The 16,393-nt window shown below is 26.8% G+C and carries 12 protein-coding genes; 1 reads left to right on the forward strand and 11 read right to left on the reverse strand.

Annotated elements, in window-relative coordinates:
• Positions 1–33 precede the first annotated feature (33 nt).
• From ACWXVQ_RS00410 to ACWXVQ_RS00445, 8 genes are all read right to left on the reverse strand, one after another.
• Positions 34–3,324, reverse strand: coding sequence for a hypothetical protein (locus ACWXVQ_RS00410; protein ID WP_456013180.1), 3,291 nt, complete (start codon positions 3,322–3,324; stop codon positions 34–36).
• A gap of 266 nt (positions 3,325–3,590) precedes the next feature.
• Positions 3,591–5,720, reverse strand: coding sequence for an MSC_0620 family F1-like ATPase-associated subunit (locus tag ACWXVQ_RS00415; protein ID WP_456013181.1), 2,130 nt, complete (start codon positions 5,718–5,720; stop codon positions 3,591–3,593).
• Positions 5,704–6,177 carry an MSC_0621 family F1-like ATPase epsilon subunit gene (locus ACWXVQ_RS00420; RefSeq protein WP_438340756.1) on the reverse strand — a complete coding sequence of 158 codons (474 nt, stop codon included), beginning with the start codon at positions 6,175–6,177 and terminating at the stop codon, positions 5,704–5,706. Before ACWXVQ_RS00420 ends, ACWXVQ_RS00415 begins: the two co-directional genes overlap by 17 nt.
• Positions 6,177–7,085, reverse strand: a complete 909-nt coding sequence (locus tag ACWXVQ_RS00425; protein ID WP_455993965.1) for an MSC_0622 family F1-like ATPase gamma subunit — start codon at positions 7,083–7,085, stop codon at positions 6,177–6,179. The genes ACWXVQ_RS00420 and ACWXVQ_RS00425 overlap by 1 nt, the downstream gene beginning before the upstream one ends.
• A 1-nt stretch (position 7,086) precedes the next feature.
• On the reverse strand, positions 7,087–7,596 hold the full coding sequence (locus ACWXVQ_RS00430) for an MSC_0623 family F1-like ATPase-associated protein (protein WP_456013183.1): 510 nt from the start codon (positions 7,594–7,596) through the stop codon (positions 7,087–7,089).
• On the reverse strand, positions 7,583–9,064 hold the full coding sequence (locus ACWXVQ_RS00435; RefSeq protein WP_456013185.1) for an MSC_0624 family F1-like ATPase-associated membrane protein: 1,482 nt from the start codon (positions 9,062–9,064) through the stop codon (positions 7,583–7,585). Before ACWXVQ_RS00435 ends, ACWXVQ_RS00430 begins: the two co-directional genes overlap by 14 nt.
• Positions 9,064–11,862 (reverse strand): Ig-specific serine endopeptidase MIP, encoded by a 2,799-nt coding sequence (gene mip / locus ACWXVQ_RS00440; protein WP_456013187.1) that lies wholly within the window; start codon positions 11,860–11,862, stop codon positions 9,064–9,066. The genes ACWXVQ_RS00435 and mip overlap by 1 nt, the downstream gene beginning before the upstream one ends.
• A 140-nt stretch (positions 11,863–12,002) precedes the next feature.
• A complete protein-coding gene (locus tag ACWXVQ_RS00445; RefSeq protein WP_456013189.1) occupies positions 12,003–12,881 on the reverse strand; it encodes a DegV family protein in 879 nt (292 codons plus the stop codon).
• A 271-nt stretch (positions 12,882–13,152) separates the two neighbouring features.
• On the opposite strand from ACWXVQ_RS00445, the gene tyrS reads away from it, so the two are divergent.
• Positions 13,153–14,385: a tyrosine--tRNA ligase gene (tyrS, locus tag ACWXVQ_RS00450; RefSeq protein ID WP_444705085.1), complete on the forward strand. Its 1,233-nt coding sequence runs from the start codon at positions 13,153–13,155 to the stop codon at positions 14,383–14,385.
• Between the two features lie 697 nt (positions 14,386–15,082).
• Here the strand turns inward: tyrS and rplS are convergent.
• Genes rplS through rpsP form a run of 3 tightly spaced genes read right to left on the reverse strand, consistent with a single transcriptional unit; the run spans position 15,083 to position 16,363 of the window.
• Positions 15,083–15,433 (reverse strand): 50S ribosomal protein L19, encoded by a 351-nt coding sequence (gene rplS, locus ACWXVQ_RS00455; protein ID WP_438340763.1) that lies wholly within the window; start codon positions 15,431–15,433, stop codon positions 15,083–15,085.
• The gene (gene trmD / locus ACWXVQ_RS00460; RefSeq protein ID WP_438340764.1) at positions 15,423–16,100 is read right to left on the reverse strand and encodes a tRNA (guanosine(37)-N1)-methyltransferase TrmD; all 678 of its coding nucleotides are present in this window, start codon (positions 16,098–16,100) and stop codon (positions 15,423–15,425) included. The genes rplS and trmD overlap by 11 nt, the downstream gene beginning before the upstream one ends.
• A 2-nt stretch (positions 16,101–16,102) precedes the next feature.
• Entirely contained in the window at positions 16,103–16,363 is a 261-nt protein-coding gene (gene rpsP / locus ACWXVQ_RS00465; RefSeq protein ID WP_438340765.1) for a 30S ribosomal protein S16, read from the reverse strand.
• Between the last annotated feature and the right edge of the window lie 30 nt (positions 16,364–16,393).

Consider the following 16,393-nt stretch of genomic DNA (forward strand, 5'->3'; position numbering starts at 1 on the left):
GAGTCTGATGTTTTTTTCTGATATTTTTATTTTTTAGTTATTAGTATGGGTTTGTGGTTTATTGATTAGTTGTTCAAGTTTCTTTGATTTTTCAACTAATTCTTGACTTGTTTTTTCTAATTCTTTTTTAGCATTTGTATTTGCTAAATTTGCTTCTTCTTTTTCCTTTGTTTTACTTACTAAAGTTTGGTTTAGGTTTGTGATATCTTTATTTATAGTTTCTAGTTTTTCTTCTTGTTCACTTATATCTTGTGTTGTTTCCTTTAAGACACTTTGAGATTCGCTAAGTTGTTGTTTGGTTTTTTGCAACTCGTTATCTTTATTTTTTAATTGCTCAATTGTGTTATCTAGATTTTGTTGTGCAATATCTAAAAATGATATTGTATTCTCTTTATTATTTTGAGTTTTTTGTTGCTCTAATTTTGCAAATTCTAATGCTTGGTTCTTATTGTTTAGTTCTTTTTGTTTTTTGTCTATTGTTTGTATTGCAGTTTGAAGTTGAGTTTCAAGATTATTTTTATTTTTCAAAGCTTCTTTTAAATCGGCATTATTTTTTTGTTTAGTCAATGTTATTTTGCTTTTATTTGTTTTAATTTCCTGAATTTTCGCGTTCGCTTCTTTTAATTTAGTATTAGCTAATTCAAGATCACTAGTTTTTTGTGTTACATCTTGATTGGCTTGATTTAATTTACTTTCGGCCTCGTTATTTGCTGTTTGCAATGCTTGGTTTGAAATATTTAGTGGTGTTAATGATTGGTTGGTTTTATCAATTTCTATATCTATTTGACTTATTTTTGCTATAACTTCATTTATTTTCTGATTTATTAAAATTTTATTTGTTTCTACATTCCGCAATGCATTAATGGAGTTTTGTTCACCTATTGTTTTTGCATTTAAGTTTTTTATATTACTTTCATATTCTTTTTTAGCTTCTTGTAATTCTGCTATATTTGATTGTTTTGTAACATTAGCATCCTGAAGTTCTTGCTTCGCAGCATTTAACTCTCTTTTTATCCTATCTATCTCGTTATTTTTTGCTTGAATAGAAGATTTTGTTTGTTCAAGTTCACGCATTGCGTTATTTTTTTCACGTTCAGCATTGTTATATTCTTGTTGAATATTATCTTTTTCTTTAGTTTTTTCGGCAAGTATTTTTGTTTTTTCTTCTAAATTATTTTCGATTTTATTATATTTTTTTTCAACTTCATATAATTTACTTAACGCTGATTTTATATCATTTAGATCATTATTGATAAGTTTTTTTTCATCATTTATATCGCGGTTTATTATTTCTAAAATTTCTTCTAATCTTATTCTAACAAGATGTCTAAGATTTGAAAATTTATTAATTACTTTTTTTAGATCAATAATATTATTTATTTGATTAAAATCTACATTGCCATCAAATTTATCCCGAGAAGATTCTTCAAATATTTCTTGTAATAATTCATTTTTTTTAGTATTGCGTTGCTCAACAAAATCATTACCATCTTCAAGGGATTCAAAACTATCTTGTATTTTTTTAATAATTTCATTTTTATTTTTTTTATATTCATTTTTAAAGGAGTCTAATGTTTGCTGCTCGATTTTGTATTGTTCTAAAGCTTCATTATATTTTTGCATAGCTTCATTTAAAATATTATTGATTTTTTTTAACTCATCTTGCTTTTCCCGCAACACTTGCTCACTGTGGTGTTTTAGTAATTGAAGATTTGATAAATTAGTTTCTTCTATTTCTAATTCTTTTTCTTTCTTAGATAGAGCAACTGATTTATCTTTAATTGAGTTGTTAGTTTCATCTAATTTATTTTCAGTTTCTGTGACTTTTTGCTTACTTGTATCTAATGCAATTGAAGCTTCGCTTTTTTCTTGCGATTTGGTTGTTTTGGCGGCGGTTTTTTTCTTTATTTCTTCTGTATATTTTTGTAGTTCTTGTTCTAGCTTTGTTTTTTCTTTTTGCAGTGAAATCTTTAGGTTATTTTGCTGTTGTAATTCTTTATTTTTTAGAGCAATATCATTTTGATTCTGTGAAAGTTTTTGCTTAGCTTGTTTTGCTTTTTCTATTGCACTCTTTTGAGACTCATTTGCCTTTTTTAATGCATCAATCGCACTTTGTAAATCATTTGCTAATTGCAAAATTTTGATTGATTCCTCTTGTAAATTATTGTTGATATTTAAAAGGTTTGTATCAGCCTCTTCTTTTTTAGTTTCTAGTTCTTTTATTTGTCTGTTTGTGTTTTCTAGGCCTTGCTTTGTTATTTTTTGCGTTTCCTGAGCTTGCGCTAGTTCTTTATTTGCCTCTATTAATTCATTGTTTTTAGTTGAAATTTCACTTTGTTTTTGTGTTAAAAGATGATCGATTTGTTTGATCTTTTCTTGTAGTTTATTGATTTTCTCTTGATTGTCATTTTTTTGTGCTTCTAGTTGATTTCTAACATCAGTTTGTGCCTGAATTTCAGATTCTTTTTGGCTAATTATGTTGTTAATTCTTTCTAGATTTTTATCAGCATTTTGTTTTTGGTTATTTATTAGTTCTTTTTTATTTTTTGTTTCTTCAAGCTCTTTGTTTATTAAAGAAATTTCGTTTTGTTTTTGGACTAAATTTTGGTTAGCCTCATATGATTTTTGTGTTGCATTTTTTTGGTTATGGTCAGCTTGCTTTAATTCAATAATTGCCATTTGAAGTTCTTTGATTATTGCACTTAGTTTTTTTGAATCAATAGAAGGATTTGTTTTGGGTGAGTCTTTATCTTTTTTTAGATTTTCATTCTGTTTTTTTAATTCCTGGTTTTTTGTAAGTGAATCTAAGAGTTTTCTTTCTAAATCTTCTTTAATTTTTTGCGCTTCTTTTAATAGTTTATTTGTTCTTTCTTGTTCTATTGCTTTCTTATTAAGTTCAGTTATATTGTTTAATGTCTTGAATTTATGACTTAAAATAGGTTTATTTTTAAAAATTATTTGAAATTCATAATCAGTGCTAGATTCTAAAGGAACTTCGTTTCTTTTCTCACCCCAAGAAATAGTTTCATTATTTTTGTTTATAATGTATTTCTTTTCAAGAAAAGCTTTTGGATTATTTTCGGGAAAGATTCTTGCTGTAAATTCGGTGTTTTCATAATTTTTATAGTTTTTTAGTATAAATGAAGCTGAGTTACTAGTTATTTTTTGTTTGTTTATTTCTAACTTATTTTGGTTATTGCTAACTAGGTATGCTGTTATTATGGCGCCAGTTGCTAATGTTGCTGCTATCGCTAGTTCTGCTCCTAGTAAAACTCTAGGTGTTTTTTTCTTTTTTGTTTTAATTTCATGTTTGTTTTCAGTCATATTTAAACCTTTTCTTATGTTTTGGTATTTAATTTTTTTACTAATATAATAATGTTTTTTTTTTTTTTTGAATTTCGGGTTATGAACATTGGGCAGGGTTATAAATTGGACATCAAATTTGAACTTATTTTGCTATTGAAATGTGAAATTTACTAGCTTTTTTGAAAATTTAGCCTAGTTAATTTTGCTTTTTTTTTTTAAAAAAAAAAAAAAAAATAGAGTTTTAATAATTGCATAACAATTTATTATTAAAACTCTATTTTGAATTAGATTATTGACATTACAATAGAAAGAACAAGAACAAACAAGATTATGCCGATTACTGAAATTGAAAGTTTTTTTAATTTTATAGTACCGAGTTTTTTGCTTTTTATAGCAATAAAGGTAATTGCAATTATTGTTAATAATGCACTAATTGCAAATATTGCATAACCAGCTTGGTTTAAAGCTTTCTTTCCTTCTAGATTATTATCTTTAATTTGAATTTCCGCTTTTAGATATGAATTTGTAAATTTTTCTTTGTCCTCTTTTTTATCTGGCTTTTTATTATCGATTAAAGCAGCAAGAATATCAAATCTTTCAATAATGTTTTTGACTTGTTTAGTGTAATTATCATATCAGCTAAAAATATTAATAGTTCTTGAACCAGTTGAAGAAATTAAACGAGATATTTGTTTATTTATAAGGTCATAATATTGATTTATTAAATTTAAATCAAATCCATTTTGAGCAAAGTTTTTCTTAATAATGTCTTTATTTATCTTAATTATTTCTTCAAATTGTATTAAAACAGCTTTAAGAGAGCTAGCAAGACTACTAAAATAATCTACACCATTGATTGTTGAAGAAAATAAACTAGTTAATAATAGATAATTTGAGTTTTTAATGTCGGCTTCGATAACAGATTTGTTATTTTCGTTTTTTAAGAGATTTTCAGCAGCTTTTGTGATTATATCGTTAGCAGCATTTACATACGATTCTTTATTAGTGATTAAAACCCCTGTACCAACCATATTATATAAAACGCTACGTAGCGTATCATTTCTTAAATCATTATAGTTTATTTTGTCATCAATTCCCAAAGCGGTAAATATTTTGCTAAATAGTTGTTTATTTTCTTTAATTATTTCTTCATATGCGTAATTAAGTGATTCTTGTTCCGGAGAAGTATCAATATTTATTTTAATTACATAATCACGACTCTTTTTAGGATCTACTCTATCGCTAATTCTCACTGTTGCTGATAATGAATTTCCCCCTTCACTTTTTAGATTAATTACGCTATATTTAAATCTAGTGTTAATGGCATTATCAAAAAAGAATATCTTTTCTTTTTCTTCTGCTTTTGAACTATCAAAAAACGTTTTTAGATTGTTTGCTGTTTTAGATGTGTAAATTGAAGAAACATTAGGTATTAGCGAAGGAAGAGCTTGAATTTGCTCTTGGGTATCAATTTCTTTTTGTTGTTTATCCCCGGGAATTATTGGCGGTTTTCTTATTGGTTCATCTTCTTTTTTATTTTTTTGTTCATCAAGAATGAATTTTTTATTCTGATCAAGATCAAATTTAACAAATTTCTTATGCAATTTCGAAACAATGTAATCTTCTCATGATGCAAAGTCTTTGGGCTGAGTAAAACTAAAACCATTAATTGTATTTTCTTTTTCTTTGAAGGTGCCGAATTTAATATTAATTTGTTCTCCTATTTTAGGAATGTCTACCTTGTCAAAAAGCATGTTTGGAAGTTGCTTTTGCAACGCACCAAAGTAATCCTTTATTAATTCATCAAGTCTTTGTTTGGTAATTGTATTAAGTTGTTCTTTATCTTTTGTAATTTTTCCATTTGGCTTAATTTGTTCTTCATAGTTAGTTTCTTTAGTTTTTCCGACCTTTATGTTATCAAATTTTTGCCCTTCGTATTCAACTACAGATGGAATGTAATTTTTATTAGTTGACATTACATATGGAAAAACAATTGTGAAACCAAGGTTATTCATATGCTTAGTTTTTAATGCATCTTTGTTTTTTTCAAGATACTGTTGTAGGACTTGGATGTAGATGAGTTTTTCTAAATTAGGTTTAAAATCCTTGTCTAAATCTTTCAACAATTTTCCTTTTTCATTATCAAGATATTTAATAGTAAAGTCAATTATTTTTTCAACATTTTTTTCCACATTATCTTTTGTAAATTTGGCAAAGGTATCAAAGTCGAGAGCTAGGCTAGGTTTTTCTGGAGCTTTTGGTTTTTGCTTATTTGGATCAGCGGGTTTTTGAGGCGCATCTTGTTTGAGTTCTTTTGTTTCATCTTGACGATTGTAGGCAGAAATAAGAGCTAACGAGGGAAGCGGGATCACACTGATTAAACTTAAAGAGAATAATTTATTTTTTAATTTCATAATTTTCCTCCTTGACTAATTTTAGTTTTTGCTCCATTTTTAGCATATATAGCCTTTGCTTTAAATGTTTTTCTTCAAGAAATTGGTCAAGACTTAGTCCAATTTTTTGCAATGATTCATAGTAATTAATTTTGGTTGTTATTTCTTTGATTTGCAAATTATCAAATTTTATCTTATTGTTTTGTTTGTATAATTCTAACTTACTAAATGAATTAATGTTAATTTCGTTTTCTTTGATGATTATATTTGCGTTAATTAAAAATAAAAATAATTCTTTTTCTTGATCAAGGTCTCTAATTTTAATAACTGTGTTTTCAAATGCCATCATTGAATTCGAATTAGCAAGACCCCACTCATCCTCTTCATCAATATTGATAAATAATATGGCATTTCTGATTGATAGATGTTTATTACCAATGAAGTGAATATTAATTTTAAATGAATTATTATTAATCATTATTTAATACCCCCAAAACCTTCGTTTGCTTTTGTTAATAAAACAATTTCTTCAATTTCCTTTTCGCGTTTAGTACGAATTATTTTTTTCTTAACCTTTGCAATATCTTCTTCAATTTGATTAATAATTTTATTGGTTGTAACAAGGTCATTTTTGGCATTGTAGAAAAATGATTCAATTAACAATGAATATATAGCATTTTCTAAAATGATGTTTATTTCATTTTCAACAAAATCCTCAATACCGGGATAAATTTTATACCCAGAAATATCACCAACTGAATTTTGTTTATCAACTTCATTTACTAGTTTATTAATGTTGAATTCATCAATAGGAAGAACTGTAAAGTGCCCGTTATAATTTTTGTTAGTATTAAGAACAAAATTAACTTTTGAATAGTTATTATCTATATATAAGGTCTTAACTAATTGACTAACTCTTCAAGCAAGATTGGTAGCCTGTTTTTCTTCTTCACTAAAGGATTTTATTACGTTAAACTTGTTTTGATTACAAAATTCACTAGCTCTTTGGCCAATTGTTATAAAATCATCGTGTTTAGGATTTACATTTGTAAGTAGCTTTTTTTCATATCTACTATATGAATCTGTTGAGTATTTTTGGTTCTCGGTCAAATAAATCCAAAGTACTGATCGTTTTTTAAATATATTACGTAGTTTTTGAATAGTTTTATTATTATTTTCAGAATCATTAATTAACTTATTTTTTATTGTGTATTTTTCCTTAATAGCATTGATTAAGTTGATATTTAGCAATGCATTAGAAATATTGAATTTTAGCTTTCTCGTAAGCTTCATTATCTCGATCAAAAGAATATTTTTGGAATTATTTACCTTTGTCAATATTCCTTCAAGGTTTTGTAATTTTTCTTCTCATTTTTTTAAATGCATACTATCATCCTATAATACTTTTTTCGTTGTAAAATATGTTTAATAAATTAGATTCATTATCTGTTTTAACAATAATATTTTCAATAATTTCAACAAAGAAATTCTTATTTAATAATTGCTTTATCTCTTCATTGAAGTAAAGTGCTATTTTTGATTTAAATAGGTTAGTTTCAGTTCTTAGATTAATTGATTCAATATTTGTTGATGGAAATTGCTTTATAAATGGTACTAGGTAGTAATTATTCAATCTTTCGTCCAATTTATAAGATAAAACAAATTCATCAAAAATAATTTCATATTTTTTATTTTGAGCCTGTTTTAGATAATTAAACAATTTTTTAACATCCATATCCTTTGATTTTGTTTGAGCTTTTAATTGAATTGTTGACATTAATTTATCAAAGGAGATAAAGTTAGGTTGTTTTTTTAGTTGCATGAAATCATAATTAAATACTTCTAAATCATTTTGTACGGCTTTTAAAATATTTTGTTCTTTCCTACTTAACTTCATTTGAAACTCCTTGGTTTATGACATTATTTTTCTTCGTAATTACTGTTAGAGTTCAAATTAGATTTATAACAGTTGATATGTTAAATAAAACAGCAAAACTTAAAGTAGTGATTACAAAAATTTGGTCCAGCGAAAGTTTTGAAGGAATATTGTAGAATGATTGATTATTATTTGAAAGTAGTAATGCATTTAAACCATTAATTATTAGGGTAAATATTACTAATAAAACTAAACTCTTCAATATTATTGAAACATATATAGGTTCATTTGAAGTTTTGTATTTATAAAGCATTAATATTAAAATGCTGAATATTGAAGAAAATAAAAGAGTAATATTTGTGACAATAATTTCTTGATTTTTTAAACTTACAATTGCGGTTATTATTCAAATTAGTGTAAAAATAAAGCCGGTAAAAATTGTATTTAATAAAACTCCTTTAATTTTTAGTGGTTTTAGAAAACTTACTAGGACATAACTAATAAAAAATAGGACAATAAATATTAAGCCAATAAGATAAATATAATTTCTTGATGGTTTTTCAGCATCAATGACATTTGAACTTGTTTTATAAAATAGTGCACGAATAAATCAAATTACAGTAGTAAAGGCAAAACCAATATAAAGAAGTAGTCTTTCTCTAGATTCATTATTTTTTTGTTGTTTTGATGCAGTTCATAAAATTCTTTCGATATTAATCCCAAATATTAGCACTCCTAATGTAACAAAAATTAGAATTAAGTAAAATAGATTAATTCCACTTTTTTGTGAAAATAAACTTATAAAGAATTGATGTACAGGGTTATTATCTAGAAAATCAAATTTTTGCTCATCTTTTTCGATGGTGAATATTCATGCTGATATCGTAGCCATAAATCCTATGACTAAAATTGATCGAGAAATAATTGAAATAATAAGAGTTTTTTTGTTTTTATAAAATAAAGGATTAGTTTTTTTCTTTAATTTGTATGTATAAATTGCATAGGCAACATCGACAATTAATAATATAACTGATAAGAATGATAAATAGTAGTAACTTAGTGTTTTTTCACTAAACATCGTAAATAACAATATTACAGAAATAATTGATAGGGTTGAATATATGATAAATCAAGGTATATATTTTTTAGCCGATTCTTTATGGGTGAAGATATTAGAAAAGTTTTTGCTAATTGTGTATAAAAAGATACTAATTAATAGTGAAATTCTGAATATAGCGAGGTAATTAATACGTTCCAATGATAAACTTGAAAAGTTTAGGAAGTATTCGGGGGTATTTGTAAAAGGAGCGAAAAGTTTTGTTGAAAAAATTGTTATGGGGGCAAAAAATAAGATTAATCCTGATAAAAAAATAAACAAGGAAATGATAGTAATTTTCAAGATTGATACTAACAGATTTTTTCGCTTATTATTGAATAATGACTCAAAGTCATCATATATGCGATTTTCTTTGACTGTGGAATTTTGCATTATCTTGTGGTTCCTTTCTTAAATTTAAATTGCTCTGGAATATTCTCATCACCTAATCCGTTTGTAAATAGGTTGGTTTTTTGTAGATTTGGATAAAGATTTTTTAGAGCTTGTCTATATGATTTTGTTTGATCCTTGCCACCACCATAAATTAAGTCATATTCTGGAAGATTATATGTTCCAAATAAACCTTGATAATTAAATCCTTCTGATCTAAACGCAAGAGCAAGCCCGGTTCTTGCATATTGATTGGTTGTATGGTGAATAGCGACTAATTCATTATTTTGGTTTCTAATTGATGAACCAGATGATCCGCCAGCTGGTGCTCATCTTCTTGGGAGATAGTTAAGACTCATGCTGATATATTTTTTGTTTTCATATTCAAATAATTTATCACCATTGATTGGTGCACTAATAAAAGAATCTAGAACCCCAGGTTTGTCAGCGAATGAACGATAACCAATTTGATATGATAAATAATTTCCTCTATTTAGCACATCACTAGGGAATGAAGATGGCCCGTTTTCAGAATTGGTTAATTTTGCATCATAAAAGTCATAATTAGCATTAAATCATAAACTAAATGAATAACCAAACTTTGCCCTTTCTCTTTGATCATCATCGATGTATGCTTTTAAATAGAAATCTTCACGGGCGCTTGGCCATCCAACGGCAAATAAATGATCAAGACTAGGTGGAATCTTTCCGCTTAACGGATAATCTATTGCTTGATAATCCACAAGATATGATTTGCTTCTAAATTTGATATGAGATTTTTTATCATTGGCATAATCATTTGTAACTTCTTTAGCTAGATTGAAATCTTTTTTAGCCTTTAAAGCTTCAGTTAAGGTTGCTGAATTAGAGGATGCTGAAAAATCTTTAATTTTTTCAAAGTCAATTTCAATAACAGCAAAATCAGCAAATTCTTCAACACCTTCATAAATTTTCTTTTGACGTTCTGATAAAAAATCAGTTGGATGAGTGCTTAGGTAGTCAGTTGCATTAAAAATGGTTCTAATTGCATCTTTATTTTGAGTTCCAAAAGTTGTGATATTGTCATCCATATCTGATATTCTTAGTTTTGCTCCGCTATGAATGTCTTTATTAATTCTTGTTAATGAGAATCCACTTAAATCCTTAGTTATAGCCCTTGCAACGTGGGCATTTGTTCCAAAATATCATTTAGTTGGATATTTTCCTGTGCTATCTGGTTGAAAGTCTAGAATTCACATAGTACCAGATTCAACATTATTTTCCTTCTTTGATTCAGCACGTTTTTTGTATTCATTAATTTTTTGCTCTAATTCCTTAATTTCTGCCGGTCTTGTATGTTTTTCGAAATGAGTTATTCTATCATCATATTCTTTAAGACTTTGTGTTTTTTGCTTGTTAAGACTTTCCACAAGATGTTCATCAGTATTTTCTTTTATTTTTTTATCTCAATCTGCTTCAACTTGTTTTTTATCTTCTTTTAGCTGAGTAATTTTTTCTTGAATTTTTTTCTTGAAGGTTTCTTCATTTTTTTCATCTTGTCAGAATTTAATTAAATCATTAGATTCAGAAATTTCTTTTTCATAAGTTTTGTAATTACTTATTGAAATTGAAAATGTTTGTTTAGCTATTTTTAGATACTGTTCGTTAATGATTGTTCTTGCGACACCGATGGTTTTAAAAATATCTGGTTTTCCTAATGAATCAATTAAACTAGGTTGCTTACCAACCTCAACACCATTTAATTCCAATCCATCTAATGTGCCATCTTGTTTGTATGTAGGGACACTGAAACCTTTGTAGGCGGAATTTTCATAGGTATCTAATTTTAATTCTTGCGCTTTTTGATCAAATTCTTTTTTCTTTGCATCGCTTATATTTAGGAAAGCTCTGAAATCTTTTAAATTATTAATACCGTTTTTCTTATAATTATCTTTCAGTCTTTCTACATATTCATTGTTATCTTTTTTATAACGATCATATTGACTTAATTTTTGATATTTTTGAATTTCACTTTCTTCAATTTTTTCATCAGAAACTCTTCCATTAGGTCTATTACCTTCACTATCAACATTGAAATTATTTTTGTTTAAACCTGATAGTTTAAATTTGTAATTTTTTTGCGTGTTAGTTGCTTTGTTTCTAAATACAAGTCTAATTTCAGCTTCGCCAGTGGTGTTGGCCTTATCTTCCAAATCAATATTAAAGACACTAAATTCAATTTTTTTGTTTATCGCATCATCTTTGGCTTTTATAACCAGTGATGCATATTGTTTTTGAAGTTGACTAGGAAAGATTTGCTTTTTTTCATGATAAGGGAAGAGATTTTTAAAAGATAAAACAAAATTAGTCTCAATATCTTGGGAACTAGTTAATCTATTAAAATCAGCTAAAAATTGTTCATCAGAATATTTAAGAGTGCTATCAATTTTTGGTTTACCATCGTTTTCTTCGTTAATTTTGCGAATATTTTCTAGTTCACTAGAAATTTGATTGTTTAGTTGAGATAATTTAGTTTTTGCTTTTTTTAGTTCAATGTTACTAATGTTATTATCTTCAAGCAATTCATTAATTTTTTTAATTTCATTTTTTGATTCGATATAGGCCTTGCTTTTGAAATTTGTTTTATTTTCATTTTCAACATTTTTTAATAAACCTTCTAATTTAGTAAGGGCTTCTTTAACTAAACGCTTCTCTTTATTTTGCTCATTTTCACATGAAATTAAGCCTAGAGTAGGCAGAAAACTTAATACCGATGATGATATTAAAATATTTAGCAAAGTGCGTTTTTTCTTTGTATTCATAATCTTTCCTTTCAAATGCTATATTTTTATAATTTATAGTTTAAGGTTTTAATTTATAAATTAAACTTGTATTCAATTATTAGGAATTATATACTACTTTTATTTAAAAAACGAGTTTTTTACTCGTTGTTTAAACCTAATTATTTTTTTAGTAATGAGTTGAATTTTTTTTGGGTTTCATTATCTATAGAAACTATCGAAACTGCTACGGCCCCAATTCCTGTATGAATAGAAACATCGGCTGGTAACTTGTATGTATAAATTGGAATCTGATCATTTATGATGTTTTTAAATTTTGTCAAAAGCTCCTCAATCATTTCATTATCTGAATGAAGAACAAAAAGCACTTTTCCATCAGGAGTGTCTTTGTTTTTATTTCACATATCTGTAACAGTTTTTTCAAGTGATTTAGTAAATACGCGCCCAATTGAATCCTTTTCTAATACACCATTGTCAAAAGCGATTAGTGGAACTATTTTTAATAATTTAGCTATTGCAGCAGCGCCTTTTGAAAGCCTTCCACCTTTGACAAGAGCGTCGTTAAATTGTGGAATTAAGATTAATCTTTCATTATTTATTTCAAAATGTTTTATAGCATCTTTAAAAGAAACACCTGAATTAATTTGAGATTCAAATTTAAATAAATCTTTTAGAATCAAGAAGGAAATTCTTTTTGATTCAACAATATATACTTTGTTGTTATCTTGAAATTGTGTTTTAAGAAATGATGTTTGTGATGATAAAAATTTAGAGATAGGATAAACTAAAATTAAATCATACTCATTTAAGTATTTGTTTATCTCGATATCATTAATCGCTGGCGAAGAAGCTGCAGTGGTGGCATTAATTTTTTTATTTTCTCTTCACATTTTAGCATAATCATCAACAACAATGTCTCTTCCGATTTGATATGTTTTACCGTCTATTTCGCATTGCAATGGTATAAATCCTCAACCAAGCTCATTAGCCTGCTTTTCCGTTAATCCAGATGAAGAATCAACAATAATTTTTATTTTCATACATTCCTCCTAAAAAATGGTTGTAGCAAAATAATTTAGTATTATATATAAATAATTTAAAAAAAAATTATAAAAACCCATAAAATAAGTTGATTTATTAAATTTTTTATATTTATATTTATGTTTGCCATTAGTACTTTTTCGTTTTTTAATTAGTATAAAAAGTTTTAAAAATTAAAAGTTAGCTATAATTTTAAAAATATTAAACAATAGAGTTTTAAAATAATCATAACCAAACTAGTTGGTCTTAACTTAAGGAGTTATTTACATTATGAATTTTTTAGAAGAGCTTAAAAACAGAAAAATACTAAATAATATTTCTAATGAAGAAAAGTTTTCTCAAATTTCTCATGATTCAGGAATTTATATTGGTTTTGACCCCACCGCCAAAAGTCTTCATTTAGGAAATTATTTGCAAATTGCTACTTTATTAAGATTTAAGAAACAAGGCTATAAGGCTTATGCAATTCTAGGAGGGATTACTGGGATGATCGGTGATCCAAGTTTTAGAAAGAGTGAAAGAAGCTTCCTTGATCAAAAAACCCTTATCAACAATAAGGAATCAATAAAAAAACAACTAGAAAATTTTGGTTTATCAGTGATTGATAATATCGAATTTTATAAAGATATGACGTTATTTGATTTTCTTTCACAAATAGGAAAAATGATAAATGTAAATTATTTATTAGAAAAAGAAAGTATTGCAACTCGATTGGATAATGGATTAACATTTACTGAATTTAGTTATCAGCTTATTCAAGGTTGAGACTTTAAGAACATGTTCGAAAAGTATGATGTGAAGATTCAGGCTGGCGGTTCAGATCAATGGGGTAATATTACAACTGGTCTTGAGTTTATTAGAAAAATTTATGGAGAAGCTGCTTGTGCGATTGCTTTAACAATTAATTTATTAACTGATGAAAATGGAAATAAATTTGGTAAGTCAACTGGCGGCGGCTCCTTGTGGTTAGATAAAAATATGACAACTCCTTATTCTCTATATCAATTTTTATTAAATCAATCAGATTCCAAAGTGGATGAATATTTAAAGACATTAACTTTTCTTAAATTAGATGAAATTCAGAATATTATGAGAGAGCATGAGCAAGCTAAATTTAAAAGAGTAGCGCAAAGAATTTTAGCATTTGAAGTGGTTAAGGATATTCATGGAATACAATATGCAAATCAGGCAAAAAAAATAAGTGAAATTTTATTTGCAAATAGTAAAGAGGAATTATTAATTAGCGATATTGAAATAATTAAAGAATCCCTTAAAACTTTTAGTGTTAAACACGGTACTAAATTTATTGATTTTATAAAGGAAAATAAAATCACTTCTTCAAATAGGGAAACTCGAGAATTTATAGCTAAAAAATCCTTTATGCTTGATAACGAGATTGTTGAAAATGAAAATATCGTAATTAATTTTGATAGATATGATAATAAGTATGCAGTCCTTAAAAAAGGAAAAAAAGAGTTTTTTATTTTAATAAATGCAAATTAGAAGAAAAAATATTCTACCCTTAAATTTAATTAATGAAATAAAATTTAATTTATTTGATTTGTTTTAGGCAAAATAGCAAAAGTACAATTGATATTTGCAAAAGGTGGAAATTACTATTAAAGATTTTGCAGAAATAAAATAGAGGATGATTATAACATAAGATATTTTGGAGATAAAAGACTAGATAATTTTGAAAAATACAAAGAAATCTCGAACCTTAATTTTTTTGTTGTTAACAAAGCCAAGAGTATATGCTGATTTTAGCTGTGAATAATTTTTTATAATTTAAATATGAAGATAACTGATGTATGCTAGGCAGTAATTTTCCAAACTTATATTATGGTTTGCAAAAAATAGAATGCCTAGCAAAAATTTAGTAATTGCTTTTGTAATAATTTTTAGATTAAGAATATGTATTTGCACAAGTTAAATAGCAATCCTTAGAAGCAAAATAGAAGTATTGATACTTATTTTAAATTGCTATTTTTTTAATACTTTTGGTAATAAAGCTCCTTGTTTTGAAAATATTGATATTAATAAAATTATTTTAGCTATTGAAAAACTGTGGATACGATGTTTTGCAATTAATTTACTAAGACAGCAAGATTAATTATTTTAAGGGTGATTGCTGAAAAAAATATTTTTGTTATAAAAAAGCATGTTAGGTGAAACATGCTTTTTTAAGATACAAGAATAACTATTTTTTAATTTCTTTCAATCTTGCGCTTTTTCCTTTAAGACCTCTCATGTAGTAAAGTTTAGCTCTTCTAACCTTATTTTTTCTAGTTACTTGAATAGCAGAAATTAAAGGAGAGTTAATTTTAAATACACGTTCAACGCCAATACCATATGAATCTTTTCTAACAGTGATAGATTTATTGATACCTTCACCATATGCAGCAATAACTAGCCCTTCAAATACTTGAATTCTTTCTTTATCGCCTTCTTTAATTCTAACGTGAACTCTAACTATGTACCCTTCTCTTATTTCGGGAAGATCTGTTCTAATTTGGTCTTTTTCTACAAGTTCTAATAAGCTACTTCTCATTTTTTATCCTTTCGATAATATCTTTACGATTTTTTAGTGTTTTTAAATAAGCATGTTTCTCACGTCATTCTTTTATTAGTTTATGATTACCAGAAAGTAATATTTCAGGAACTTTTAGTCCTTTATATTCTGCTGGTCTAGTGTATTGGGGATAGTCAAGTAGCCCTTCGTTTTCAAAACTTTCGTTTTGATGGCTCCCCTTGCGCAAAACTCCGGGAACTAATCTAGCAACAGCTTCGCAAACAACCATAGCTGCAGTTTCTCCGCCTGTTAGAATATAATCTCCAATTGATAATTCTTCATCCACAAAATTTAAAACGCGTTCATCAAAACCTTCATAATGGCCACACACGAGTGTTATTTCATTATGCTTAGCAAGTTCGTGTGCTTTCATTTGGTTGAATTTTTGTCCTTGTGGACTAATTAGGATTTTATAACTATTGGGTAGTGTTTCAAGAGCGAGATCGATAGGTTCGACTTGTAGAAGCATTCCATCACCCCCACCGTATATAGAATCATCAACCTTATTTCTTTTTTCTTTTGAAAATTTTCTAAAATCAATAATATTTAATTCTAGGTGCCCAAGACGTATTGCTTTGCCTATAACACTATAGGTTTTAAATGCTTCAAAATGTTCTGGGAATATTGTGAGAATGTTTATTTTCATAACTATTTGTTTTTTGATTCGATGTATTTTTTGTAGAAATCGTTCTTCTTTAAAAGAGTTCTAACTGTTTCAGTAGGCTTTGCTCCGTTGTTTAAGTATACAGTTGTTAATTCTTCATTTAGATATAAATTTTTTGTATGAGGATCATAGTATCCTAATTCATCAATAAATTTTCCATCACGTGGTGCTCTAGCATCAGAAGCAACAACTTTATATGTAGCATGGAATTTTTTTCCGGTTCTTTTTAGTCTTAATTTAACCATAAGTATTCCTCCTTGAAGTTTTTATATATT

The organism is Mycoplasma sp. 527 (genome assembly GCF_053851595.1).